Raw genomic sequence first — 25,820 nt, forward strand, 5'->3', positions numbered from 1 at the left:
GCAAGCCTCTCGCATACCCCAGGGAGGTCCGATTCATGCCCTTCTCGGTAGAGCCCAGTGGCCAAAATATCAGGATATGCGGCCTGCACTTCGTTTGAACGGTGATGAAATGGCGGCTTGGGGGACCTTCTCAGTGCCCATTCTAAAGGGTAGCCCCGAGAATCTCCCCCAAGACCGACCCCGGCACCAACGCCAGGCACGCTAGCCAGGCATCCCCAAGCCCCGGCTCCTGGTCGAGCAGGCCCGCTGCCCGGTCGCCATCTACGCCGACCTCGCCAAACCGCCGCAGGGCTGCCAGCCGCAACACCCAAGTCACGACGCCACCCAGATCCTCGCCACTCGGCACGATCGACCTGAGAATGCGACGGGCAACCGCCCGGAACGCCCTGTTGACGACTCCGGCCTCGTTGCCAGGTCCGCCTGGATGGGCGTCGATCTCGGTCCCGAACTCGGCCCGCAGCGCCTCGGCGATCCCCAAGATCAGCCCAACCTCGACCGTTCGCTCGAATGCCTCGTAGCCCACCATGATCGCCCCCCTGATGGATCAGGGTACGGCCCGTTCCGGTCTCCCGGAAGACGGGCCATACGCCGGACCGCAGGGTGGTTGGAGGCATGCGGCAGGTCGGCGGGGATGAGACGTGAGACTTCGGTCCGATGGCTTCGACGGCCTCGGACGGTGAAATTTGAGGGTCCTGGGAGCGGCGACGTCGATGGTGACGTCGCTGTCCTTATCAGGTCAAGAGCCCGAGGCGGGCTTTTCGTTGAAGGGGGCGAACAGGTCGGCCAGCGAGACTCCCAGGGTGGCGGCGACCTTGGCGATGTTTTCCAGGCTGATGTTCTGCTCGCCCCGTTCGATGGACCCGATGTAGGTGCGATGCAGGCCCGCCTCGTCGGCGAACGCCTCCTGCGACAAACCCCGCTCGTTGCGGAGTTGCCGGACCCGGAGCCCGAATTGTTTCTGGATCTCACCCTTGAGCATGGGGCGAGTCTATGGTGGTGCCTCCTTCGACTCGACAGACTTCGAATAGACAGTCAATAACTAGCGAACTCGCCACTCCGATTGTATCTTTGGAACCCAACGATGACGCCGGATGTGGCTGCCTCATCGGGCCGGTTTCCCCGGCGATGGGGCCGCCGGTTGAATCGATGATGAGCACGACGAGGTGAACGAGATGGGCGAAGAGCCGAAGGACTCCGTGGATGGGCCCTTGGGCAAGGCGAGACGAATGGCCGACGACGCCCTGGCCTATGCCCGGTCCGACGAGGCCAGGGCCAAGCTCGCCGAGGCCAGGAAGAAGGCCGCCGAGGTCGGAGGGGCGGCATCCGCCGGGGCGAAGGACCTACTGAAGAAGACGGGCGAAGCGGCTTCCCAAATTAAGGAGAAGGCCGACGAATTCTCGAAGTCAGAGAAAGCTCAAGAGATCCGATCGGGGGCCAAAGCTCAGTGGGACCGGTCCAGATCGATCACGGTCCGGGGCACCCCTTGGATGGATTCGCCATACGTCGTCGCCGTGTTGTTGTTTCTGTTCTTCCCCCTCGGCCTGTATCTGCTCTGGAAGCATCCGGCCTGGTCCAAGACGAGGAAGACGGCTTGGACGGCGACTTGGGCCGGGCTGATGGTCTTCAGCCTGCACGGCTCGACCAGTGACCGGTCAGTACGCAAGGACCTGGATGGAGAGGGTGATGGACGGCTGGCTGCCACGAACCAAGATCTGCCTCAAGGGACCACCGAGATCGCATCGGCTGAGGCCGAGGATGGACTGACTGTCAGGGGCCGAGAGGATGCCTCCACTCACACGGGCATTGGGCTGCAACCGGCCCTTGCCACCTGGGTCAAGGGTGATCGTGGCTACTTGGCCGGACCACCGCTTCGCTCCTTCGATTCCAACGTCACCTACTTGGCCGAGGAGAACGGGTGGGACGAGATGATCGAGGCCGAGAGGTCCGGGGACATGGAGAGGCTGGCTACGCTCTGCGGCGAGCACAAGGTCTTCCGAGCGCCCTGGGGCTCTCAGGTCGAGATCCTGGAAGCCGGGGGAGAGAAGCTCCTGGTCAGGACTGGGAATCAAGAGGAAGGCTTCATCCAACCGGCATTCCTCACGAAAGAGCCGCCTGAGATCAATAAAGCTCCACGGACCTTCTACGATCAGGCGATGCACGTCGCCTCGGACACAATGGTGTTGACCGAGGACTACTTCCCCCACCGGCCAGGGTTCGAGAAGAACTTCCTGAGCGAGATCCTGATGCCGGACGGCACGATGATCAAGAACTGGTCAACGGAAACCCAGGGCGCCAATGGCACGATCGAGACCAAGAACCTCAGAACTAACGTCGTGAACGAGGAAGGCGAAGAGTCGGCCCTGGAGAGGACGCTGCCGCAGCCGAAATTTCCCGATCGGTATCGCCTCAAGGGAGGATACGTCGAGGTCGGGGATCACCCCACCAACGAGGAGATGATCACCTGGCATCGGGTCCTGAAGCTTGGGGCGAAGAAGGGAGATCGGTGGAAACAAACGCTCGGCAGGTATGTCGAGGAAGAATACACGGTGCTCAACTTCACGACGTCCGGCTCGGGTCGGAATGCGGAGCCATGTGCGATCATCGAGAGGAGGCGGACGACCCACACTGATAAAGGATTCATATCGCAATCCATCACACAGTTCGACTACGTCATGGGTACCGGTATCACTCACTCGGTAACTAACATGCAGATCGGAGATCGGCCTATGCGGACCACGGCGACCACGAAGTTGCTGATGTCGAGGACAACAAAGCCGTAGGCCACTACATAGGATGCACCTGGCGACCGCACGACATCGAAGTCTTCGGTTCGCACCCTTCGACCACAACCACAGAGCGATTCTCCACAAATCTTCAAAATACGAAGAATCGGCCAATGAGAATGGCGGGGCCGTCGCCCGGCCCCGCCATGTTCCGTCGTTCAGTCCATTCGCACCCGGACCACGGTTCGATTCAGGTTGCGGTCTCGCCAAGCCCGCAACTTCTTCGCCTGTTTCTCGGGTCCAGATGTGGTCAAATTCCAAAGCTCATGCCAGCCAGCCCCAGGCGTCCCAAGGGTTTTGGCATTGAGGTCGGTGATGCCGAGGTAGACCCCACCGTCAATTTTGGCGGCGAAGGCATAAGTCGAGCGTGCCCACCAACCGTAGCTACTGGCGACCAATCCCCCGTGGCCGTAGGACCAATAGCCGTTCTCGGCGTCCCGACACCGCCCAACAATTCGGTTGATATCCCCCGAATCGAGTCTGCGGACACGCCGCCTGCCGTTGGCCCGTGCGAGGAGCGAATCGATCGTCGGCACGGGGATGACAGGTATCGGAGAGCCGTAGAGCCTTCCCCATGGCCCGATGACGATACCCTTGATGCGTTCTTTGAAGCCCACGACTAAATCCTTAGGATTGATGGGCTTCATGCCCCGAACTCGTCGTCCAACCGTGGCGACGTGCGGTGGGTGGGTTGACGATCTCGTCGTTCAGGGGCGTCGGGCGAGGTAATCCTCGACAGCCTTCAGCCCTTCCTGATCGGTCTCATGCCGGTGCCCCAACTCGTCCGGCACGAAGAAGGCACGCCAGGTCCCGTCGTCGGATTGGGCGAGGTAGTACACGCCGTCCTCGATACGGAGGGCGTAGGAGTACGTCGCCTGGTCGAAGGTCCAGACCGGCATGGTCAAACCTCCTGGGCGAGCAGGGACTCGATCTTCTTGAGCTTCCTCTCGGCGAGGCGTTTCTCCTGCCTCAGACGCTCCTCCTCGGCCTTGAGGCGTTCGATCTCGGCCTTGTCCGCCTCGATCGTCTGTTGATACTTGAGCCTGGCGCTCTCAAGGGCCTCCCTTCGATCCCGGAAGATCGGCTCACCCCTGATGGGCTCGATGGTCTTTTCGGGGGTGATAATCCGCTTGCCCTTGACCTCCTTGATCGGCAGCCACCTGGCGTCGATGACGTCCGGGTCGTCACCATCCAGGATCTCCCAGACGTAGCCGAGATCACTACCATGAGGCCGCTTGGCCGCCTCATGCAGTCCCGCCTCGGCCCTGGCGGCGGCGAGCTTGCCGATGCAGCCGGGGCAGTTGACGTCCGCCTCGTCGCCCAGCGGAGGTGCCCCGGACCCGTGGCCGAGATCCCAATGGACACGACACTGCGGCGTCCAGCCTCGCTGGCCCTTGCGGACGGCATGGACAATCGGCAGGCCCCCGCCGCCCGGCTCCGACCAGATTCGGAATCCGAAGATTTCGCCATCTTGAGACTCGGGCCTGCCGCCTTGGAGTCCCTTCTTCTTCGCATCGGCCTTCGAAGCCGAAAGCCCCTCGGTGGCCTTCTTTGCAGCCCGCCTCTCCTTGGCGAGTGCGAGGGCGTCGGTGATTTTGATATCCTGGATTTCGGTAGGGTCTTGGAACTCCTCGAAGAGCATCCGCCAGTTGTGGTCGTGGACCGTGGGCAACCCGGCCTCCTCCAGGAGCCTCGTCCAGGTCCCGAACGGGGCGGTCCGACGGGCCTCTGTGAGGAGCCTTCCCGCCTCCCAGTAGTGCTCCGCCTTCTTCTTCTTAACTGCGGCGATTTGGGATTTGAGGGCCGCCTCCTTGCCCTCGGCGTCCTCGGCCTTCTGGACCTCCGAGACGGCCTGGCCCAGCAGCTTCCTGGCCCTGGCCTCGTCAGCGGCCCTGACGACCTGCTTGTCGGACTTCTTCGATTCTGGAAGGTTTCGCTGTTCGGACATGATAGGACTCCTCGTTCATGGGGAGAGGCAGGCGCATACCGTGGGCGCACCCCGCCCGGACCCGGACTGAAAGCCGTCCGGTGAGGCTTGAAACGGACTGCGAACGACTTGACCACGAGCCCAGAAGGCTCGTTGGGGCCCCGGGACCTCACCGGCCCGGCTCGCCCTGAGGGAGAGGGGAACAGGCCCCTATGTGACCTCGTGCTCTCCGGGCAAATGGATGAGCCCGGCGGCCTTGCTGACTATGTCGAGCCCGTGATGAGTAGCGGTGAAGACTGGTCGCCGTCGCCTCACCGACAGAAACATTGTTACGAAGCGAGGGGAGTTTGTAACGCAAGCCAGGAATTGGCAGTCGGCGAACGAGATATTTTGGATTGAATTAGCGCAAGTCGCAGGCAATAAAGAAGTAAAAATCAGGGCTTTAAATGTGGAAGATGGTCGTCAAATACCAAAATGTCGGGAAATCATCCCTGGTCATGGAGTGCCGGATGTTGTAAAGCGGAATTCCGAGAGAGACCGTCAGGCAAAAGCCAAACGAGATGAACGAGTTGGGTAAAAAACAGGAATTCCGAGGCGAGGCCCCGATGGAAAAATATGCATAGACTACCAACCCGGCAGGTCTCACACCGCAAAGCACCAGGGAAATCCCAGTTGAGGAGTGAAAACAGGGGAAGCGGTCGGAATCCGGCGAGAGTTGAGACCGGCCTCTGCTTATGCAACCGGGGCGATCCGGTTCGCCCTTGCTTCCCCGGAAGTCAATAGAGAAGAGGCATCGATGCCGTCCGTCGGAAGATACTCGTCTCGATCTAGGCCAGCAGATGGTGTCGAAGACGATCCTGGTGACGTTCACTGACATCTACTGAGACTGGTAGAATGACCCCATCCTGTATCGGAACGTGGCCTCTCCTTCTCTGACCGGGCGCACACTGGGAGGGTGGAATGGGCACTAAACCGATCGCCCCGAAACCTCTCCTGTGGGCGTTTCCCATGCAAAATCTCGATTGGGCGAGACTTGGGACTTGCGATGGCTTATGTGTATGTCGTGAGTCGCTGGAGGACGGGCGAAGAGCAAGCGAAACGGCCAGGGGGATTTCCCTGGCCGTTCGCCGATCGAAACGTGTTTTGGATGGTGGCGATCGGTTACGACGCCATCGACAACGACGCTTCAATGCCCGTGTCCGAGCCGCCCGAGTCCAGAGCGGTCTCCCGGGACGTCATCGACAGGGTGATGATCTCCTGGCCTTGTTCGCCACCGGAAGCCTCCACGAGGGGCAGCACCTCTGCCACACCACGAAAGTCATCCCCGGCCTTCGCCTTCTTCGGCCTGCCCCTCCTCACCCCGCCGGTCGTCCCGTCGGCACCCTCAGTCTTGCTCTTGCTGGCCGAGGGCTTCGGGGCGGCCTTGGCGGCCTTCCTCATCTTCAACTCGACGGCCTGCTCCGACGGCTGAGCGGCTCTCTTCCGGGGCGGCATCTTCGGCCTCGCCGCCACGACCGAGTTTGCCGCCTCAAGGGCCTTCAGGTCGGCGACCACCCGGAAGTATGATGCCCTCGACTTGCCGGTCAGGGCCAAGTAGCGCTGTACCCTCCGATCCTCGGAGGTATAACTTTTGTCCGCCCTCAGGTCCCTCACGATCTGCAACTCATCGGGGAGGGCAATCTTCTCCTCGACCCACGCCTTCCAGTCGTCGCCGAGCCCACGCTCCCTCATCGCAGAGGCGCCGAGATAGAGGCGCTGGGAGGGCTTGAAGATGCGATCGAGTCGATCACCGATGTAATCGTAGACTCGCTTGTCCCTGAACCAACTCCCCACCTGCCGATGGACCTCGACCGATGGCGGGGCGAATCGGACGACCATCCCCCGGTCCTCCAGCGCTCCGACATTCTCATCCACGGTATCCCACCGGTTGATGATCAGGGCAATCTTGCTCTTCGTGTCGAATTCTCGTGGGACGTTCTCACGCTCCAGGTCCCGGTTCGAAGTTGCCCAGTAGATCCGGCGGGTCTCCTCGGTGTTGCAGAGGTTCTTCAGCAGTTTGACGATCATCTGGTCTCGGCAGAGGTGGTCCACGTCGTCGAGGACGAACGTCCGGTCCTTGTGGGCATGGAGTTCCCGGTAAAGCTGGAACGCCGAGACATGAGACTCGATCCATCGGGCACCGGCGTCGTCCGAGGTGTTGATCTTCGGCAAAGCCTCGGCCATCGTCCTGGACTTGCCCAGGCCCCCGCTGCCCACCACGATCAGGCAGGGCCAGGTCCCGTCGGCGAAATGGCGGCAGTAGTCACGGAGCTTCTCGTACGTATGCAGTGCAAACATGATGCAAACCTTGGTGATATGAGACCTGATATTGGCTAACATTTCCGAGTTTCAGGTCTTGCCTGGCTCGACATTGAGCTTAGGGGACAATTAGGCCCAAATCGCAGAAAGTCAAACGGACAAACGAAGAAATTTCTATATGCGACGTCGAATATTGCTGCGGGTCGATTACGAACAAAAAATTAAAACTCAAGATTATTATGTTAAATAATTTATCCTAAACTCTATTTAGACAAAGGAGTCACTCAATGGAAAATCATTACACACAGGTTGACGTCTCCAAAGCGGCCCGGACTTCCGAATCATATTTGAGTTAATGCATACGAAAGGGGCTCGTCCACGGCCCCTCGCATCAGATCGGTCTGCGGAGGTATTACGACCAGGAGTCCAGGGATCGGATCGTGAAATGGTTCGAGGGCCGGAGGCGAGAAAAGATCGCCTCCCTGGAGGCGAAGCAGGCGGGCGATGCTGGGGTGCGGGGAGGGGACGAATGACGATGTTGAGGAACAAATTCCCGGCGTGGTGCTGCCTATGCGGGAGGCCGACTCCTCCGGGAGAAGGAGTCCTGCTCGGCAAGGACCCCTACTTGCGACGGTGGAGGACCCGTTGCCACGCCTGCGATGAGCGGCTGACTTGCAGCGTCCTACGGCCCTCGGTCCCCGGCTTCTTTGACCAGGAGATTGGTGACGAAGCCTGGTGATCCGGCAAGTACTACCGAGCCGGACTCGTCGTGTTCGAATCCGCATCACCGCCTCCATCGGTCTATCGCAATCGACGAATGAACTCGTCGAATCACAGCGGGGCACCCATCCGATGGCTACGGCGACGTGATCAAGACAACTTTGTTGGCCGTCGTTCGACTATTGAATCGTTCCAATAACAAGTGAGGCCGGGGCTGTTGCCCCGGCCTCCTTCGCATTCCTCAGGAGATCACCATTGTCCAATAAAAGTATAGGCCACGCCAAGAAGCCACCCAGGAAGCAGTACGTCGAGCCCTTCTTTGGGTATGCCCAACCCACGAAGGAGCAGGACAAGTTTCCCGAGCACTGGGAACAGTACCGGCGGACGTTCGTCCTTCCCGCAGACTGGGCGAAGTTCGACCTCAAGGTAGGAGATGGCATCTGGATGCGGGCGAAGGGCACGCAGAAGAAAGGCGGCGAGGTCGTCAAGAAGTGGGACCGTCCACTGGCCTCAGCCGACCTTGAGCTAGAAAGGCACCTGTCCCGCCCCCACGACCGCCCCCGACCCTACCAATGGCTGGGCGTCTACGGCCACGACACCCTCGACAAATATTGCATCGACCTCGACAACCACGCCCACAAGGATAACGACTACATCGACCGCTACGGTCGTGTAATCCGACTCGGTGGCCTGGACCCCGAATACCTCTCACGGGTCCGGCGTCTCTGGGCAGCATTGCCGCCGCTCCCCACGGTCGTCGTCACGTCCAGTCGCTCCCTCGGCCTCCAGGTCTGGCAGCATTTGCCGGAGCGATATGACGCCCCAAGAACGCATCGCAATGTTACGGCCCACCTGGAGGGAAACGGGCTGCCCGGCATCGAGGTTCACCCCATCTACAACGACGACGGGAAGTCATGCCGGTGTTGCCGACTACCTTTCGGCGACGGCAGTTACTCGCTCACGAATGAGGGCCTCATCCGCCCCTGGCACCGCCAACTTGATCATTTCATCATCCCGACGCCATTACCCTCTTTTGGCCGGGTCGTCGCCATGCTGGTGGGCCTGCTCCGAGAGCAGTACGAGCACGTTCGCCATAGGCGGGACGACCTCGACCGGCAACTCGTTGTCCTGAAGGATTGGATCACGTCAGGATGCCCCGATGTGGCCGAGGAACCCGAGCCCAGGAAGAAACCGGCTGAGAAACGAGCGGCGAAAGTCTCCCAGAAGCGTGATCCTGCCGCCGACGACCTGAAGCTGTTGCCCAGACAAGTGGCGGTCTACAGGCTGGCGACGGTGGGCCTCATGCCCAAGCTGCTCAAATGGTCCCTGTACACCCTGGCGAAACATCTCGTCCTGATCGAGCGGGTCCCGCATGACATGGCCTTCGGTGTCCTGGAGCGATGGTGCCTGGACAAGCACAACGGCAACAGTTCACGCATCGAGGGCGGCGGGCCGCTTTCGAAGGACGTATCGTCCCTGATCGGCTGGTCGCTCAAGAAGGCGGTTGCCCTGGAGGGTGAGATCGTCTCCAGGACTTATTCGAAGCCATTGCGGGTCAGGCACCTCGTCACGGGGGAGGGGGAACCGAATCGCTATGGCCCGCCAGGGCCTCTTCCTGAGTATTCCCCCCACACACATACCTCCCCCCTTTCTATGTGCCCCCCATCACAGGGGGGCGCTCCGAAGAATTTCCAGGAGATGGGGGAGGAGTACGGCGAGCGGATCAAGGCCCTGGTCGGTCGGGGATATTTCGACAAGCCGCTCCTTCCCGAGATCGAGGACAACATCAACAAGACCGGGACGAACGCCCTGCCGTTCCTGAGGAGGGTGGCGAACTACCTGAAGGAGAAGGGCGGCTCGGCCCGGATTAGCCGGGAGTTGTTCACAATCTTCTACGGCGGCAATTCGAACAAGCAGATCGACAAGTACAAGGCCATAGCGAAAGGCGTCGGCCTATTCCAGAAGACCGACGGCTACCGGATCGGCAAGAGATCGACGGAGTACACCCTGATGGTGGACGAGTCTCGTGGTGGCAACCCGTACGACTCCCCGGACGAGGCCGAGGGACTTTGACGGCCATGCCCTCGATGGACCGTAGTCCATCGTGAGGTTGGCCAGTTAAGGCTTACACCTGGTCTTGCCCCCGTCGGGCAGCCCTGTGGAACTTCCACGGCTTCCAGTCACATAAGGAAACGCTAGTCTCAACTCCACGGTTATCCCGGATGCTTCGCCGGGCCGTCGGTGTATCCATGCGATCGACCACGGCGTCATCCCCGGCAGCCCCTCGTGTGGTCCCCGTCCCCTTTCCCCTCCGACACGACGGATGGCCTATCCTCATGGACCCCGGCCCCGAGCCTGGAAGCATGTTCCGGGGAGGGTTGCTGCACAGAAAATAAATATCATGCATGGCTGCGTGTGTTTAATTTCTTCGGAATCCGAAGATTCGTCTGCGTGCGGGCTCCCTCGTGCGGTCCCACCGATGGCCGAGGGTCGAGGTGAGGAGGAAGGATTCGGAGACTCTTCCCCCGGCATGGAAGAGCCTGGCAACCGGCTGGAGTGCATGACTGCCAACTCCCTGGGGGTTGATAATCAACCGTCTCCAGGAGGTCCACCGTGACCAGGATCGTGCCCCGGCTCGTCTGCGTGCGATTCGGGCGATTCGTGATCGTCGAGCGTGACGAACGCCGCAGGAGTCGGTATTGGACGGGCTCCGCTTGGTCTGCAAGGCTCCGGGAGGCTCGGCTTTACCACGACGTCGAGGACGTCAACCGAGTTATTAGCTCCCGGTTCGAGCCCCCGCCATTTTGGAATTGAGGAGGGATCAAGGTGGCCGACAAGTTCGCCTCGTTGTTCGTGATCCTGGTCGGCGGAAGCCTGCTCGCCGGGCTCATCGGCATGCTGATGCCCCTCATCTTATTCTGCCTGGGCTTTGGCCTGGCTGTTCTGGGTTTCTACCTCTTGGCAATTCTGCTCGGGCGAATCTTCGCCTGACCTCTTCGCCCTGTATTTTGATGACCGCCCAGCAGTTGGAGGCCGACCTTGTCGTGGCGCTGTTATGCCCAAACGGGGGTCCCTGGCCCATCCTCGATGCAAGCCCTCGCTCCGTCTGAATCATGCCCGTAGGGCACCGATCGCCCTGGGATGTGTCGAGAACCCGACCACCCAGGAGCCGGTAATGGCCGCTTCCAACGACCTCCGTCGCAAGATCACCGCCGACATCATCGAGGCCCTCCAGGCGGGTGGCTTGCCGCCCTGGAGGATGCCCTGGAACACCCACGAGAATGGTCGGGGCCTACCGACCAACGTGGACTCGGAGAGGCCCTACTCTGGCCTCAACCCGCTGTTATTAACCCTCCACCGTCGTCGCCTCAATCTCACGTCGAAGTGGTACGGAACGTTTTCGCAATGGAAGTCTCTCGGGTGCGGCGTCAAGGCTCGCCCGCCCGAAGTGGAGCCGGGCCGGTGGGGCTGCCAGATCGTCTACTTCAAGCCGCTGACCAAGGTCGAGAAGACCAAGACCGGCGAGGAGAAGGAGGTCAATATCCCCCTACTGAGGACCTACACCGTCTTCTCGGCGGATCAGGTCGATGGTGCCGAACGCTGGCGGGTCCCGGACGAGCCCGAGACGCTCGCCCTACCGTCCTACGGCCCCGCCGACGAGGCCATCGCCTCAACCGGGGCGAAGATCGCCTACGGCCACACCAGAGCGTATTACAGGCCGGGGGACGACTCCATCGGGATGCCGAACCGCTCGGCATTCCCCGAGATCAAGGAGTTTTACGGCACCCTACTCCACGAGCTTGCCCACTGGAGCGAACCACGCACCGACTGGAAGGGGGACTATGCCCAGGGCGAACTCCGGGCCGAGATCGCCTCGGCGTTCCTCATGGCCGAACTGGGCGTTCCCCAGTGCGACGACCTGACCAACGTCAACGCCTACCTTGCGGCCTGGCTCAATGCCTTGAAGAACGACGTCAACTACATCTTCAGGGCGAGTGCGGCGGCAAACAAGGCGGCCACTTATATTCTGTCCTTCTCTCGCCCCAAGGAGCCTGAGACCGTCTTGATGGATGAGGCTGTTATGGCCTGAACAACGATGGCGGCGGGCCGAAACCCGCCGCCATCTCCCTGCCTTGCCCGTAATCCTGCCAGGACCCTGGCCGGTGTCGCTCGACCTCACCGCCAGCCAAGAGATCCTCATGCCCACCGACAAGATCACCGCCTCGTGCAAGCTCAACGGCCATGACTTGACCGATGTCCCGGTCATCAACCCCGGCGGCTGGTTCGGCAAGGCGTGGTTGATAGAGATCGGTGGCTCCTACACGCCCTTGTTCCTCGTCGTCGAGGCCGACTCGATCTCGGACGCCATCGATGAACTGAGCGACGATAAGACCTACGGCCACCAGATCCACGTCCCCGACGCCGACCTGGGCGATTACCCGGAGGACGAGCGCCACTTCGACGGCTCGGGGCGGGTCGTCGACCTCGATCACGTCCTGGTCCACGGCCATGAACGGGCCGACCTGCCGTTCCCGGTTCGCTACCAGGGCGATGGTCTGCCCGAGGAGGGCATCGACCCTCGGAAGTATGACGATCGGGATGAGCAGTGACCCCACTGGCCGTAACGGCAACGCATGTTTTGTGGAAGTGCTTGCCCTTCCCACCCAGAGGCCGGAGTGCCTCACGCTTGCCGTGATCACCGGCTGAGCCCAGGAGGAGGGCGGCGGGAGCAACCTGCCGCCGTCTTCCTGGCTTGCACGCAAGGCTGCTTGGACCCTGGGGATCGTGACGAGACACGATTCTCAGTGAGGCTCAGATGAGCGACACGATCGTCGAACCCGTTGGCGTAGATGAATTCCTCGCTGCTTACGTTACGGCTGCCCTCTGGAGCAGCACGGACGACTCTGACGACTCCGGCGGCGAACCGCTCGACAAGAACCACGACGAGAGCGACATCGCCCCCGAGACGCTTGCCAAGATGCGAGCCGACTGTGCAGCCTTTCTAGCCCACAAGCTCGGCGGTCGGTTGATCTCGATCGCCGAGCGGCTCGAAGCGGAAGGGGCGTGGTCTCTACCCGCCGGGGCGGACTGCACGGTCCTGGAGTACGCCGGTCACGATTTTTGGTTGACCAGGAACGGCCACGGGTGCGGATTTTGGGACGGAGATTGGCCCAAGGGGATCGCCGAGGGCCTAGACAAGCTCGCTCACGAGTTCGGGGAATTCGATCTCTGCATCGGCGACGACGGCCTTATCCACGGCTGTTAACCGAGACGGGGCGAGTCGCATAGACTCGCCTTATTCCTCACGATTTGGGCAAGGCTGCCAACTCCCTGCTGGTCATCGCCCGGACGACGGGCCTCCACCCCTTGAGGAACAAATCCGATGGCGTTCACGGCTTCGACCGGCGACCACAAGGTCACACGCAGCGACATCTTCCTCGTCGATCCGAGGGCGTTGGTTGTCGATTGGGCGAAGAACCTCAGCCGCAACGGCGAAGAGCCGCCGGTCGATGAAGCCCTCATCGAGTTGGCGAGGGACATGATGCCCAAGCGGGGCCAAGGCGTTGGAGAAGAAGGCACGTCGGGCCAGTTGAACCCGATCCTCACCCGCCCGCTCCCGGACCGTCGCCTCGAAGTCGTCGGGGGTTTCCGCCGCATGCGAGCCGCCCTTTGGCTGATCGAGAGCGGCGCTTGCCCCGATTTCCGTGTGAAATACGTCGTCAGCCGCCTCTCCGACGCCGAGGCCGCCCTCGTCAACCTCTCGGAGAACCTCCAGCGTGAGGACCCCAAGCCAATCCAAATGGCCCATGCGATCCGGTGTCTTGTCGAGGATTATGGGTTCGGCCTCAAGCAGGTCGCAGGCCGCTTGAAGAAGTCGGATGCCTGGTGCCGCAACCTGCTCGACCTCGTGATGCTGCCCGGCAAGGTCCAGGCGAGCGTGGCCAGCGGACAAACGACGGTGGCCGCCGCCCTCGAACTTGTCAAAACGCCGTCGAACCAGCAGGTCGAGGTCTTCGAGGCCCTCGTCAACGGCGGCGAGAGGATCACCGCCGCCAAGGTCCGCCAGAGACGGCAGGAGACTCATGAAGCAACCGGGGCTGGCGATCCCGTCTCACGGACTCTCAAGCAGATCAAGGCATTCCTGTTGGGCAAGACCGGCCACGGCGACCCCGGCTATCGCCTCGCCACCCACATGCTTCATTTCCTTTCGGGCAAGCTGTCGGAAGAAGGGATGGATAAGGCTTGGTCCCAAGCCTTTGCTGAGCCCACCGGGCAGCGGCGAACCGGCTGAGATCGGAGGTCGGGGGGTGGAAGAGCCCCCCGCACACAATCTTGTCGCCCACTGCTTAAATGCGATGACCCTGGAGGCCAGCACGTCAACTCGGCCCCGGAGGGAGTTCAACAATGTTGAAGACGACATTGGCCGGGGACATTCACGACCACCGGCCTAATGCCACGGCCCATCACCCTGCCTTCCGCTCTGGCCGAGAGCATGACCGAGCCCACCGCTGCGATGGCTGCGGCGAGGCGAAGCCCGAGATCGATCTCTGGGCCGAGGACGACGAGACGGGCGAGGAGCTTTGGCTCTGCCTGGCCTGCGGCGACTGGTAAGCCCGCTCGACGCTTTATCGGATTCCCAATACGACCATCACACCCAACACGAGCAACACGATGATCACGATCCAGACCTCATGCCCCAGATTTTCGCTCGGCCAGATTGTCGCCACGCCCGGAGCCCTCGAAGCCATCAGAGCCAGCGGCCAAAGCCTCGAACTCTTCCTCGGTGCCCACCTGGAGGGCTACTGGGGCGACGAGCTTTGCGACGAGGATCGGGCTCTCAACGACAAGGCCCTGATCGACGGCTCACGGCTGCTTTCGGCTTACTCGACGCTCCGGGGCGAGCGGCTCTGGATCATCACCGAGGCCGTGGGCGATAACGGACGGCGAGCCTCGACTTGCATCTTGCTCCCTGAGGAATATTGAGTCGGCGGCTCCGCAACCCTGCGGAGCCTTCACGTCTTGTAGGCAACACTGCCAAGGCCCTGGAAATGAGGCTGTTGAGAGGATGAGCGGCAAAAAATCCTAATCCTCGGGAGAAGATCGAGATGACAAGCGAGACGACTGAAGCACCCACCCTCGGCCTGGACCTCGATGGCTGCATCGACGAGGCCCCGGACTTTTTCTCGACCCTCTCGAAGGTCTGGCCTGGCAAGGTTATCGTCGTGACGTTCAGGGACGACGAGCCGAAAGCCGAGGCGGATCTTGCTCGCTTCGGTATACGATACGACAACCTCGTCCTGGTTGAACGACTGGAAGCAAAGGCCGGGGTAATCGTCGAGAACGGAATCTCCGTCTACGTCGATGACCAGCCTGAGGCCCTGAAGAATATCCCGCCGACGGTCGCCGTTCTGTTGATGCGGAATGGTGGGAATTTCGATCCGCAGGACAGACTTTGGACACTTTCTGGCAGGACGGGGAAGCTGACCTGAGGAGTTCACAGGCAGGCGAGGCGGCTTCGGGTCGAGACCAGTGGCATTTCGGTAAACCGGTTAATTATTCGTTGATCTCCCTGCGGCCATCGATCCTGGCCCCCCTGATAGCCACTTCAGCCCCAACCCGATTTGTGGGTCCCTCCGTGGATGATTCTGGGTACTCCTGCGAGGGACCGGGCCTTCAGAGCAGAACCGGGTTCCATCCGGGCGATGGCGGGTCCCCCGGATTATCTGAGTGGTCTCCATCGACCCTGGTGTCGATTCCTTCGTCTTGGGCAATCGAGCGGCAGAGTGACCCATGACCCCCTTCATCGCCCTCTCCTGGGACTCCGGCGAGATGGACGCCACAAGGTCGGCGGGCGTGACTGCAGTCCCCCGCCTCTTGGACCGCTCGATCGCCCTTCTCGTATCCGTCACGCCGGGAGTGGCGAGATTCGGGACCGATGTCTGCGTCACCCGAAGGGGATCGGAAGTGGCAGATTGCATCGCCTCAAGGAACTCGCCGAAGGACATCATGCGGCACCTCGCAGGCCCTCGCCCTCAACTTGGGGGGCGGGTTGCTCATCGAGTGGAAGGACGTGCCCCCAGGTTCGACCATGTACGACGGACCTGATGTTGCTCTCGCTGACGTGGAAACGTGCGGCCAGTTGGACGACCCTGGCCCCATCGGCCCGGAGCCTGCGGATCTCGATCACGTCGGCCTCGGTCAGCTTGGCCTTGAGCGCTTCGCCCCTGGCCTTCGTCCCGTGCTTCACGGCATCGTCGCTGTTGGTCTGGTGGGTGCCCCAGTAGAGGTTCAGGATGTCATTGTTCAACCTGTCCCCATCCCTGTGGCAGGCGATTTTTCCGGCGGGGCCAGGCCCCACGAACGCCTCCAAGACGAGGCGATGGATGCGGCGGATGGCTTTCTGCCCTCCAGGCGCAGGTAAGTTTACGGTGCAATAGCCGTCACGGTAGATCGGCATCAGTGGCAACCACGTCTCGGTAGGCAGCCGGTAACGGCCCCGTCGGACCCAGCAGGACTCAACGTGCCCTCGGCGGCTGATACGATACCCCGGAAATCCTTCGATTGATTTGTAGTAGTCGTTCATGCCCGTATATATGCACCGGGGCGGCGATTTTACGCAACCTTCAGAGATCATGCTGAACTTTGCTTACGGAATAAAATGCCGCAATTTAAATACACTATAATATTCATATTTTTTAATCGATGAGGCCGCACGGCGGTTCCACCCCCACACCCTAACGAAAATCAAACCGACCAAGTTGCACAAGCCGGTGGCGCCGTTTCCCCGCTCCCAGGCAATTGCTTCCGCCGATTTTTTCCCAAGGCGGTGTTGACAGGAGGCCGGGCTGGAGATCACCATCGAACTTGCTAGGTCGGGTCGCCGTGACCTTACCACCTTTGGGGCCGCTCAGCGCCCTTTCAAAGGAGCGAGTGCGATGTTTCAGCATGCCTTGGTGGCGGGGCTCGTGGGGCTTTCGTTCCCCACGCCCCACAAGCGTGACCGTGCGCTCATCAACCTCATCGACGAGTTGAAGAAGCGCCAGTACAAGAGCGGCACGCTCCCCGACGAACTGGAAGACGCTCGCTTCAACGGGTTCGTCTCCCGTGACCTGCTGGTCCGCCTGTCGAAATGGTGCAACTTCGACGGCAGCGGCGAGGCCGTCGCCCGCAAGATCAGTCGTGTCTGGTTCCGTGAGAGCGGCGAGGTTTTCTACCCGCCAGTGCGGCTGGTCGAAGGACCCCGTGACACGCCCATCCCCGACGCTCACCTCATCTATCGTGAGTGGACCGAGCGGGTGATCGTCGCTTGGGGCCAGACCCCATCGACGGATCCGGCGATCGTGGCCGCCCTGCTGACACCCATCGTCTGAGGAGAGCCCCATGTTGCTGGCGGACCTGTTCGCCGACCGCTACTCGATGATCGAGCCCGAGTTCGAGGGCAATGCCGTCGATCTCTGGTTTGATGACAACCTCATCGCCACCATCGTCTAGGACGACGACGCCATCGTGATCTACGAGCACGACGGCGGCGATGACTCGGAGTGGATGGACGACTTCGGCGACAACGACGAGACCGTCCCCAAAGCCAAGATCGAGGCGGCCCTGGAATGGGTCGATGAGATTGTGGCCCGCCGCTGCCTCGGCAACTGGGTCGGCGAATGGTGGAAACTCAACTGAGGCGACGGGGGCGTTCTCACGCCCCCGTTTTCGCTTCGGTCAGCAGTGTGAGGACGAATCAACCCATCCCCCTGGCGAGGTAGTCGCCCTTCGAGCCCTCGTCTATCTTGAGGTAGAGCCTGCCGCCGAAAACGATGGCGAAGATCGTCTCCCGCCAGTAGAACGCATGCCCCCGAACAAGGGCCGGGCCGTGACCTCCCCCGGGGGCCAGCCGGTCGATGACCTACCCCTCGAAGCGTTCTCCCTCCATCACCATCTCCTTCCGTATCATCCGGCCCCAGTCCTCGACTCCAACGCCGTCCTGAGCGGGCAACCCTCCCCGACGACTTCACCACGGCGATACCATCCCAACAAATCCTGCGACCTCCGAGCGAGCATCCGCCGGACCTCCCGCCGCTTCCCCTTGACCCTGGGGATCGCCATGTTGTCAAAGCCGGTGGTCCGGTGCCGCATCCAGGCGATCACAGCGGCCTCGGCCCGCTCCTCGACTGGGATTCGTTCCGTCCTGGCGACCGTGCCGCTGCCGACGGGCGTGGCGTGCTCGGTCACGGCACGGGCCAGCCGCTCGGCGAGGTCGGAGTGGGCGGGGTGGAACGCCAGGAAGGCCACCACCGCCCCGTGGAAGTCCTCAACGTGCTCAGTCTGGGCCTCCTCACGCCGTCAGGAGGCCGCCACCTGCTTCTTGATGATCCCTCGCTGGAACGCTCCGCCTCCCGTTCGGCCCGAATCCGCTCGATGGTCGCCGACGCCCACACGCCATTGGAGAACATCCTCCGGCCCACCTTCTCCTGCACTACCCAGTGGTCCCCAGCTGCTTTCACCCTTCGGGTCAGCCCGGCGTCTCCCGGCGGAAGGAGCGCCCAGCCCTCCGGTGCGGTGAGGACCAAGCCGTCGGCGGCCCGGACGGTGTTCGGGGCCGGGCCTGGGGAGAGCAACCTGTCGTCCATGACTTCCTCGTATAGCAAACGAGCCACTCGCATGCCCGGTCCGCACCACCACGGACCCGCCGAGATCATAACCTCTCCGGCCCGAGGCGGCACCCGGATCGAGTTGACACGTCAGGATCCCGTTCTAGCTTGCCAGGTGAGGCATTCGAGTATTGAAGGTGAAGGAGCACAGGATGGAAGTCCACTTGAGGTCCTTGGTGCCGGGCGGCATCCGGGCGGTGACGTTTCGCAACGGCGTGCGGCGGTCGGTGATCTACCTGGGCATGGACGCCGTGGCCTACGAGCAGGTGGCCCCACCGGCAGACGAGTCGCCGACGGACTTCGACGAGGAAACCGAGACGCCCGCCCGGTGGGGGCCGTTCGCCGGGTGGTATCAGATCCCCAGGGTGGGCACGGCGGCGGTCTATGGGGCCGTGGTCGAGGCTGAATCGCTGGCCCTTGCCTGAGACGATGAAGGGCGGCGATCCTGGACCTCCTCCACGTAGGCGAGGAACTCCGGGTACGACTCGAACTCGTGACGCAATCCCGGCCAGCCGGAGCGGTAGAGCGGGCGTCGGAGGGTCCATTCGAGTTCCCGTCGCCAGAGGCCCCAGACCTCGGGGGCCAGGTAGCCGGTCCTCATGAGGTGGAATTCCTCCGAGCAGAGGTTCAGGTAGCGAAGCAGGCAGAGCTTGATCCGGTCCCGGTCCTTGGGATCGACCTCATCCAGGGGAAGCTCCAGGAGCGTGGTGCGGAAGTCGATCGGGCAGTCCGCCATGAGCCGCTCGTAGCGGTCGGTGTAGGCCAGATAGACCTGGGCATTCATCTGCTTGCGGAAGCTGCTCGTGGCGAAGCGGATGTTCCAGATCGTGAAGCCGAGGATCACCACGCCCGTGAGGTTGACGGCGACCTGCGAGAGGTCGAGGAAGGTCTTCAGGTCCATCTGATGCCTCGATCGATTGCGTTATCGACCCGCCCGAACCCCTTCGATCGGACGATGCGGTCGATGCCTTGTGGGGGCCGTGAATCCCCGAGTTCGGTCGGCCCTTCCTCATGGGCAACTGGATTCAGTCCGGCATCCTGACGTTGCAGTACCCGAACAGCAGGTGGAAGACGTCGCCGACGAGGGTCATCCGCAGGCCAGCAGGTCGCTTGTGCTGGTCGTACCAGGACTGCAGGTCCCTCAGGAGTTCACGCACCGTCACCCAGTAGATCCGCTTCTGCATCAGGGCCGCCGCAACCTCCCTGCGGATGCCATCGTCGAGGGCGTGGACGACGAACACCCGGTCGAAGTCCTCGGTCGTGAACAGGTCACGGGCGACCTCGAAGTGCTGCTGCTTCAGCATCGAGAAGCGGGCCTTGTGGGCGCTGGCCGCCGGGATAAATGTTCCATCTCCCAGGGCCGCCAGGTCCTCTCGGAGCCGTTTTCCGAAGTCCCGTCCCGAAGGGTCGAAGTCGTGCTCGTCCTTGGCCTCGACGATGAGTCTCGGTCCGACAAACTCACCAGTCGGGAGCAGGAATTTCTGGAGATCGGGTCGCAAGGCCACGAAGTCAATGTCGGACAGGTTGTAGGGGACGGGGACCGGGACCGACTCCTTCATCAGACAGCCCCGGCATGCCTCCAGCCAGAACCGGACCAGTTCGCTCATCGCATTCTGTCGGGCGGCCATCGCTCGCTCCTCACCACGACCAAATCCCGTCGATGTTGTTGAGTAGTTCGATGATCAGACCTCCGACCTCAAGAGGGCGCTTGGGGCGGCGTCTCGTCTCGGGATGACCCGGTCCTAATCTCACGGACGAGCCATCGCAGGGCTTCGAGCAATCCGGTCGTGGCGGCCCCGTCTGCCAGCACGGCGAGCGGAATACTGGGCAACCCCAGCATACGGTCTTCGGGGATGCTGACGCCGGGGAGGGCGTTGAGACGACGCAGCAGTTCCGCCCGCCTCTCCACGGAGTCGAAGGGGACCTTGTTCACCAGGAACTTCATCTGGAGGATCAGATGGCCCGAAGTCCTCAGGGAGATTGGGTTGAACTTCACCCCGCCGTGGTGGATCGCCGGGATGAACGAGCAGCCCCGTTGCGTTTTCCAGAAGCCCGGCTCAAGCCCCTCCGCATCGGACCAGTCCAGTATCGCCCGGACCGCAGATTCCTCGGCCCTCCGACCCTGGGCGAGTAGGTCCTCGATGAAGGCGGCCCGATCGATCGTGGGGTATGCCGAGGGACCTCCCGCCTTCTTCTGCTGGGCCGCCGCTGTCTGCCCGAGGACCCTGGGGACCAGGGTCTTCATCCCCTGCCCGACGAATTGCTTAATCTCCACGGCCAGCACTTCGGCGGGGTCCATCTGCTCGTTGAGGAACTCCACAATTCGGCGCAATTCCGACGGTATCTCGTCGGCGACGAACAGCATGCGAACCCTTCCGGCCTGGAGGTTCGTCTTGACCCGTTGCCAGAATTCAGCGGGGTCGCCCTCGTCCCCGATGAGAGCGACAAGTTCCGCCTCGGGATCAGCCCGGCGGACGGCGCAGGTGGCCTCGAACCTCGCCCGGACCTCCTCGACCGGCCAATAGACGACGGCGTTGGCGGCGTAGTCGAGCATCTGGCCGACGACCTCACGGCGGATGCGTGTGTCGGTGCTCCGCTTGACCTCGATGAGGGTCGGGATGGCATCCTGGTCGAGGAAGAGGTGGTCGAGGGACCATCGCCCGGAGCCGTCCGCCTCGCCAGGCACGCCCATCTCCCTGGAGACGAGCACCCATCGCCTCGGCTGGACGGGGTCGATCTGGTCGCCGGAGAGCAGGTTGGGATAGCGCCCGAGGAGGCTCTGGAGCAGGTCCTCGGAGTCGTACGGCGACTCACGCATCTCAAGCAAATCGCCACCGTCCTGGATCAGATAGATTGCGCTCACGCATTTGATCCTGATATTCGAGAGCCGGACAATCGACTGCCTGGTCGTACCGGATACTGGAACTGGTCACTCAACCGCCCGGCATCCGGTCGGGAGCGGACCCGCCGTTGGGCTCGGCACGGTCCCGTTCATCCCTTCGGGCGTTATCTGGCAACTGTAGCGTTCGCCTTCCCGCCCCACGCCGCCACCCGCACCCCGTCACGATCCCCCTCCCACAGCGGCGTCGTGCAGGTCCGCAGCAGCAGGTTCTTCCACAACTGCGAGTTCAGGAAAACCTCCTCGTCCGGGCTGAAGACCGAGAAGATACTTCGGCTGGCCACCAGGATCATCTTCCGCTTCGCCCGGCTCAACGCCACGGTCAGCCGCCGGGGGTCGAGCAGGAAGTCGCTCGATGCCAAGAGGTAGCCCCGGTCGCTCTCGGTGGCGCCGACCACGATCACCGACCGCTCCCCGCCCTGGAACCGCTCCACCGTGTCGATGGCCGATCGCTTCGGCAGCCCGCTCGCCGGATCTAGGATGCTCAACTCGGGGAGGGCCTGCTGCAACGCCGCCCGCTGGGCACGGTGCGGCACCACGACACCCATCCCCTCCACGGCGTCCAGGCCATACCGGGCCGGGTCCGCAAGCGTGCGGAGGATCGGCTCGATGAGTGCCTGCTCGAACGGGTTCCGCACCTGGCTGCCCGCCTCGTCGTGGACCAGGACCACCAGCGGGTACTCGGGGTCCAGCACGGCCCGGATCAGGTCGTCCTCGCTCGGGTGGGCCGCCAGCACGGCCCGCTTCTTCGAGTGGTATTCGATCCCGTCGTGCCTGTAGACTTCGTGCCGGAGGAACTCGGCCATCGCCCCGTGCAACCGGAAGCTCTCTGCGTACCGGATCATGGGCGGCGACTGGGGCATCGCCCGCAGGGTGTCGAACAGACTGGCATAGACCCGATACTCCCCGAAGGTCCGGCGACCCTCCGTGTCCCAATCGTGCTTGACGATCGGCGGCATCTGGCGGTGGTCGCCGACGACCAGCAGCGGGGCGTCCCCGGTCATGGGCAGGGCCGCCATGATCGCCTCGGGCAGGTTCATCTGGGATGACTCGTCCAGCACGAGGAGGTCGCAGAGTTCGTGGCCGAAGATCCCATCCGACCACTTCTTTTTGATCATGCTGTACGTGCCTCCGGGCGTGATGCCCACGACCGCCCACGACTCGCCCAGGATCAGGTCGGCATTCTTCGGCTGCTTGGGTCCCTTCTCGGCGTCCTTGACCAGGGGGATGATCCCCTCGGGCTGCGGATCGTTGGGGGCCACCCGGAATAGGGGCACGTCGAGCAGGCGGGCGTCGAAATGGCTGCGGAAGAGGTCCGGTTCCTTCCCCCAGAGTTCAACCAACTTCTCCCGGACAACCAGCATGTTCTTGAGCAGGACGTCCGTGGCCGCATGCGTCTTGCATGAGATGAAAGCCCGGAAGGGCCGCTCTTCTCGCATCGCCCCCTGGAGCCGGGCGAACACGGCGAAGGCGGTTGAGTACGATTTTCCCGTACCTGGCGGCCCTTGGACCAAAAGGATCGGCGTCCGGGCGTGTCCGCCGACCAGTTGCCGCTTGCCGACCTCGAAGTCGTGCAGGTGCCCGGCGGCATGGAAGGCGTCCAGGCCCGCCAGGAACTCCATCTGTCCGGGCGAGCCGCCCTCGTCGCCCGGTGCGGGCGGATGGGCCAGCCGGTCGTGGAGCACGTTGGGCTGGCCCGAGCACAGCCCCTCGACCACCTCCTTGCACCAGAACGACATCCACTCGTTCGGGCAGGAGTCGAGCGTGTAAAGTGTGCCTTCTTCCAGGGGTCGGTTGGAGGACGGGAAGACGTAGGGCTTCGACCAGTCCCCGCCTCGGGAGTCCTGCAACTCGACGATAGCGAAGGCTTCGGTGATCCTGCCCTCCTCATCCTTCACGGCCTCGATGCGGACCAGATTGACCCGCTGGCCGTAGAGCATTTGCTTGGGCGTGGGCGTGAACTCGCTCCGCTCGGCCTCGGGCAGGCGTTCATCCACGGCCCAGCGCCGGTAGAGCACCAGGAACTCGCCGTCACGCAGCCGGGACAGCAGAAGGGCCTCGTGCAGGTCGCAGTCGATCCCGTGGCATTCGACCCGCAGGCGAAACCTCAGCCCATCCAGCGACCACCGGCACTCGTCGGCCTGCTTCCCGGCCAGGCGGAACTTCTTGCCGGGGTTCTGCTCCTGATACGCCGTGGCGTATTCCTCACGCTTGAGACGCCGCCGCTCGTTCTCCCGGTTCTGAGCGGCCACCCCCTGCTCCTGGTCGGCCTCGCAGTACCGCACCAGCAGGGACTCGCCCATCAGCACCCGACGTTCCGGCGGGGCATGGCGGATCTTCTTCCAGTCGGCCAGGGTGACGAACCGCTCGATGGTGACGAACTCATGCAGGGCATGGGCGAGGTCCGGGGCCTTGTCCACGTAGCGGGCCAGGTCCGGTAGGACGAACGGCGTCTTCTCGGTGTTCGGGTTGCCCGAGATCGAGGAGGTGACGTGCTCCAGGGCCTCCAGCCGCCTCTCCTGGAAGGCCAGGAGGATCTCGGTCGTCACGGCCCGGAAGTCGGCGAACTCGTCGCCTCGGCCCTCCCTGGGCGGCGGCAACTGGCCCCAGGCGGCGTAGGCGTACTCCAGCGGGATCGAACTGGCGAACCGGGACCGCCTGGTGAACCATTCCGACTGGCCGTCGATGTCGAGCTTGCCCAGGTAGTCGAACATCCGAGCGTGGAAGAGCTTGCGGAACGGATAGGGCTCGCCCCAGTCGAACTTCAGGAACGTCGCCAGCGAATGCAGCGATTGGCACGTCATCGGGAAGTTCTTTGAGGTGCGGACTTCTTCGTCCAGGTAGCTGGCGACGGGGGAGTCGAAGGCGGCGACCTGGGTGAGGAAGTCGTAGAGCGGCGGGGTGGCCCGGAGGATCGGGGGGAAGTTGCGGGCCAGCGCCTCCAGCACGAGCCGCTGCTCGTGGCGGTCGAAGAAGACGACGTGGACCGGGGCCGACTTCTTCTCGCCAGGCGGCGAGCCGCTGATCGCCAGGTCCACGACGGCCCGGACGAGTTCACGGGTCCAGGCCACGAACAGGTCCCGCTCCTTGGCCGCCGTGTCCGGCGGCCCGTCCGTCACATGGATGATGCACCGCCTGCCGACCGGCCCCCCGTCCCGGCAGGCGACGACCAGGGCACTCAGCAGGTAGATCCGGTCTTCGAGGTAGTCGTGCTGGGCGTCGAGGTAGATGCGGACAAGGTTCGGGTTGAGGCCGGGCCGGGAGACCGGCAGCGAACTGTTCCCCTTTCCGGGGATGTAGCCAAGGGACTGGGTGCCGTCCTTGCGGACCGCCTTGCGAAAGCTCCTGGCCCGGTGGACCAGTTCGTCGATCCGGGGGCCGACCGGCCAGGTGGCGGCCAGTCGCTTGACCAGGGCTTCCCGCCCGGGTGCGGGGACCAGTTCCTTGGAGGCACCCCCGTCGGCGGATGGGGCGAAGTCCTTCAGGGTGGCGAGGGACCGGACCGTCGAGACCCCGGCCCGCCGCAGGGCCTCCTTGTCGGTCCCGCTCAGGTACGGCAGCAGCGAGAGGTCGTCCCGCTCGGCGCTCCACTTCATGCAGAACTCGCCGTACAAGCAGCCGTCGCACTTGAATGATAGGCAATAGGGTAGGTCGTCGAAGGAGATCCTTGCGATGCGGCGGGCCGTGGAATCCGCCCCGAGCACCAAGTCGTGGACCGATTGGATGTAGGCTACCTGATCCGCCACGACTTCCAGCAAGGCGTCTTCCAACCCGAAAACGGTCCTGGCGGCTTCCCGCAGCGGCCCGATCTCGGCCTGCTCCTCGGGCGTGGGCTCGGCGGGCGGGCGGAAGAGGATGGCCGTCTGGAGGGGATCGTGGGCGACTTCGCCATCCCGGAAGATCCGCCCGATCATCAGGCCGTAGAAGGCGACCTGGAGGCGGTGCTCGACCTTGACCTCGGCGGTGCTCTTCATGTCGGCGACCAGGACTTGCAGGATGCCGTCAGGTGTCCTTTCCAGCCGGAGCAAGTCCACATCCCCCCGGAGACGCCAGCCGTCGATCTCGGCCTCCAAGCGGGGCTGGAACTGGAGGATCGACTCGCCCGGTTTTAAGGAGCGGGCCTCGGCGAGGACTTCCTCGTTGTTCTCGGGCCGGTTGTGGGCCTGGGAGGCCCTGGCGGCGTAGTGGACGCTGCGGGACCGTCCGGCGAGAGATACCTCGACCTTCTCTTCGAAGTCGTGGCCCGAGAGCGAGAGCAGCGGAGTCATCCGTTGCGGGACGACGCCGAAGGGCTCCATGAAGTCCTGACCGGCCCGTTCCGCTAGGCGGAACCGCAGGAACCGCTCGCACTGCTCCAGGCCGACAAACTGCGAGACGTCCGTCGGCGTCAGCCGCAGCGGGCGGTCGACGGGGAAGACGGGCAGCGAGACGGATCTGACCGGCATGATTCTTCGCCCCATTCGTCGAGGGTGTCATCGATCCGTGATCTGGTCAGCTTCACGCCACGGAGGAGGGGATAAGGATGGCTTCTCGACCGGAATTCTCGG

General features: G+C 62.9%; 25 protein-coding genes and 1 pseudogene. 13 read left to right on the forward strand and 13 right to left on the reverse strand.

Annotation, left to right across the window (positions count from 1 at the left end):
* Window positions 1–142: 142 nt before the first annotated feature.
* Together TA3x_RS02625 and TA3x_RS02630 are read right to left on the reverse strand one after the other, a co-directional pair.
* The gene (locus TA3x_RS02625; protein ID WP_435018548.1) at window positions 143–526 is read right to left on the reverse strand and encodes a hypothetical protein; all 384 of its coding nucleotides are present in this window, start codon (window positions 524–526) and stop codon (window positions 143–145) included.
* Between the two features lie 210 nt (window positions 527–736).
* Window positions 737–979, reverse strand: a complete 243-nt coding sequence (locus TA3x_RS02630) for a helix-turn-helix domain-containing protein (protein WP_435018549.1) — start codon at window positions 977–979, stop codon at window positions 737–739.
* 184 nt (window positions 980–1,163) lie between these two features.
* On the opposite strand from TA3x_RS02630, the gene TA3x_RS02635 reads away from it, so the two are divergent.
* Complete coding sequence (locus TA3x_RS02635; protein ID WP_435018550.1) at window positions 1,164–2,780, forward strand: hypothetical protein; 1,617 nt, start codon at window positions 1,164–1,166, stop codon at window positions 2,778–2,780.
* A gap of 161 nt (window positions 2,781–2,941) precedes the next feature.
* Here the strand turns inward: TA3x_RS02635 and TA3x_RS02640 are convergent, their stop codons facing one another.
* From TA3x_RS02640 to TA3x_RS02655, 4 genes are all read right to left on the reverse strand, one after another.
* Window positions 2,942–3,430 (reverse strand): hypothetical protein, encoded by a 489-nt coding sequence (locus tag TA3x_RS02640; RefSeq protein ID WP_435018551.1) that lies wholly within the window; start codon window positions 3,428–3,430, stop codon window positions 2,942–2,944.
* A gap of 60 nt (window positions 3,431–3,490) precedes the next feature.
* Window positions 3,491–3,682 carry a hypothetical protein gene (locus TA3x_RS02645; protein ID WP_435018552.1) on the reverse strand — a complete coding sequence of 64 codons (192 nt, stop codon included), beginning with the start codon at window positions 3,680–3,682 and terminating at the stop codon, window positions 3,491–3,493.
* 2 nt (window positions 3,683–3,684) lie between these two features.
* Window positions 3,685–4,731: a hypothetical protein gene (locus TA3x_RS02650; protein WP_435018553.1), complete on the reverse strand. Its 1,047-nt coding sequence runs from the start codon at window positions 4,729–4,731 to the stop codon at window positions 3,685–3,687.
* A 1,140-nt stretch (window positions 4,732–5,871) separates the two neighbouring features.
* Window positions 5,872–7,047, reverse strand: coding sequence for a hypothetical protein (locus TA3x_RS02655; RefSeq protein ID WP_435018554.1), 1,176 nt, complete (start codon window positions 7,045–7,047; stop codon window positions 5,872–5,874).
* A gap of 936 nt (window positions 7,048–7,983) precedes the next feature.
* On the opposite strand from TA3x_RS02655, the gene TA3x_RS02660 reads away from it, so the two are divergent.
* The 9 genes from TA3x_RS02660 (at window position 7,984) to TA3x_RS02700 (ending at window position 15,218) form a co-directional block, all read left to right on the forward strand.
* A complete protein-coding gene (locus TA3x_RS02660; protein ID WP_435018555.1) occupies window positions 7,984–9,801 on the forward strand; it encodes a hypothetical protein in 1,818 nt (605 codons plus the stop codon).
* A gap of 753 nt (window positions 9,802–10,554) precedes the next feature.
* Entirely contained in the window at window positions 10,555–10,719 is a 165-nt protein-coding gene (locus TA3x_RS02665; protein ID WP_435018556.1) for a hypothetical protein, read from the forward strand.
* Between the two features lie 184 nt (window positions 10,720–10,903).
* Complete coding sequence (locus tag TA3x_RS02670) at window positions 10,904–11,818, forward strand: ArdC family protein (protein ID WP_435018557.1); 915 nt, start codon at window positions 10,904–10,906, stop codon at window positions 11,816–11,818.
* A 73-nt stretch (window positions 11,819–11,891) separates the two neighbouring features.
* A complete protein-coding gene (locus TA3x_RS02675; RefSeq protein ID WP_435018558.1) occupies window positions 11,892–12,338 on the forward strand; it encodes a hypothetical protein in 447 nt (148 codons plus the stop codon).
* 206 nt (window positions 12,339–12,544) lie between these two features.
* Window positions 12,545–12,994: a hypothetical protein gene (locus TA3x_RS02680; protein WP_435018559.1), complete on the forward strand. Its 450-nt coding sequence runs from the start codon at window positions 12,545–12,547 to the stop codon at window positions 12,992–12,994.
* A gap of 117 nt (window positions 12,995–13,111) precedes the next feature.
* On the forward strand, window positions 13,112–14,020 hold the full coding sequence (locus TA3x_RS02685; RefSeq protein WP_435018560.1) for a ParB/RepB/Spo0J family partition protein: 909 nt from the start codon (window positions 13,112–13,114) through the stop codon (window positions 14,018–14,020).
* A 113-nt stretch (window positions 14,021–14,133) separates the two neighbouring features.
* Window positions 14,134–14,340: a hypothetical protein gene (locus TA3x_RS02690; protein WP_435018561.1), complete on the forward strand. Its 207-nt coding sequence runs from the start codon at window positions 14,134–14,136 to the stop codon at window positions 14,338–14,340.
* Window positions 14,341–14,400: 60 nt separating this feature from the next.
* Complete coding sequence (locus TA3x_RS02695; RefSeq protein WP_435018562.1) at window positions 14,401–14,712, forward strand: hypothetical protein; 312 nt, start codon at window positions 14,401–14,403, stop codon at window positions 14,710–14,712.
* A gap of 122 nt (window positions 14,713–14,834) precedes the next feature.
* On the forward strand, window positions 14,835–15,218 hold the full coding sequence (locus TA3x_RS02700; RefSeq protein ID WP_435018563.1) for a hypothetical protein: 384 nt from the start codon (window positions 14,835–14,837) through the stop codon (window positions 15,216–15,218).
* Between the two features lie 515 nt (window positions 15,219–15,733).
* On the opposite strand, the gene TA3x_RS02705 is transcribed toward TA3x_RS02700, so the two are convergent.
* Window positions 15,734–16,363, reverse strand: a complete 630-nt coding sequence (locus tag TA3x_RS02705) for an HNH endonuclease (protein ID WP_435018564.1) — start codon at window positions 16,361–16,363, stop codon at window positions 15,734–15,736.
* 301 nt (window positions 16,364–16,664) lie between these two features.
* On the opposite strand from TA3x_RS02705, the gene TA3x_RS02710 reads away from it, so the two are divergent.
* On the forward strand, window positions 16,665–17,099 hold the full coding sequence (locus TA3x_RS02710; protein ID WP_435018565.1) for a hypothetical protein: 435 nt from the start codon (window positions 16,665–16,667) through the stop codon (window positions 17,097–17,099).
* A 136-nt stretch (window positions 17,100–17,235) separates the two neighbouring features.
* Complete coding sequence (locus TA3x_RS02715; RefSeq protein ID WP_435018566.1) at window positions 17,236–17,406, forward strand: hypothetical protein; 171 nt, start codon at window positions 17,236–17,238, stop codon at window positions 17,404–17,406.
* A 58-nt stretch (window positions 17,407–17,464) separates the two neighbouring features.
* Here TA3x_RS02715 and TA3x_RS02720 read toward each other — a convergent pair whose 3' ends face one another.
* Both TA3x_RS02720 and TA3x_RS02725 read right to left on the reverse strand, forming a co-directional pair.
* Window positions 17,465–17,626, reverse strand: coding sequence for a TfoX/Sxy family protein (locus TA3x_RS02720; protein WP_435022275.1), 162 nt, complete (start codon window positions 17,624–17,626; stop codon window positions 17,465–17,467).
* Window positions 17,627–17,673: 47 nt separating this feature from the next.
* A pseudogene (locus TA3x_RS02725) lies at window positions 17,674–18,353 on the reverse strand (DUF2293 domain-containing protein).
* Between the two features lie 173 nt (window positions 18,354–18,526).
* Between TA3x_RS02725 and TA3x_RS02730 the strand changes: the two are divergent.
* Window positions 18,527–18,799 (forward strand): hypothetical protein, encoded by a 273-nt coding sequence (locus TA3x_RS02730; RefSeq protein WP_435018567.1) that lies wholly within the window; start codon window positions 18,527–18,529, stop codon window positions 18,797–18,799.
* On the opposite strand, the gene TA3x_RS02735 is transcribed toward TA3x_RS02730, so the two are convergent.
* The 4 genes from TA3x_RS02735 to TA3x_RS02750 all read right to left on the reverse strand — a co-directional run bounded on the left by TA3x_RS02735 (window position 18,757) and on the right by TA3x_RS02750 (window position 25,718).
* A complete protein-coding gene (locus TA3x_RS02735) occupies window positions 18,757–19,275 on the reverse strand; it encodes a hypothetical protein (protein ID WP_435018568.1) in 519 nt (172 codons plus the stop codon). The genes TA3x_RS02730 and TA3x_RS02735 overlap by 43 nt on opposite strands.
* Before the next feature lie 124 nt (window positions 19,276–19,399).
* Window positions 19,400–20,002 carry a hypothetical protein gene (locus TA3x_RS02740; RefSeq protein ID WP_435018569.1) on the reverse strand — a complete coding sequence of 201 codons (603 nt, stop codon included), beginning with the start codon at window positions 20,000–20,002 and terminating at the stop codon, window positions 19,400–19,402.
* Between the two features lie 68 nt (window positions 20,003–20,070).
* Window positions 20,071–21,237, reverse strand: a complete 1,167-nt coding sequence (locus TA3x_RS02745; RefSeq protein WP_435018570.1) for a hypothetical protein — start codon at window positions 21,235–21,237, stop codon at window positions 20,071–20,073.
* 143 nt (window positions 21,238–21,380) lie between these two features.
* Complete coding sequence (locus tag TA3x_RS02750; protein WP_435018571.1) at window positions 21,381–25,718, reverse strand: AAA domain-containing protein; 4,338 nt, start codon at window positions 25,716–25,718, stop codon at window positions 21,381–21,383.
* Window positions 25,719–25,820: the final 102 nt, after the last annotated feature.

Source organism: Tundrisphaera macrotermitis, from assembly GCF_051175315.1.
GTDB lineage: Bacteria > Planctomycetota > Planctomycetia > Isosphaerales > Isosphaeraceae > Tundrisphaera.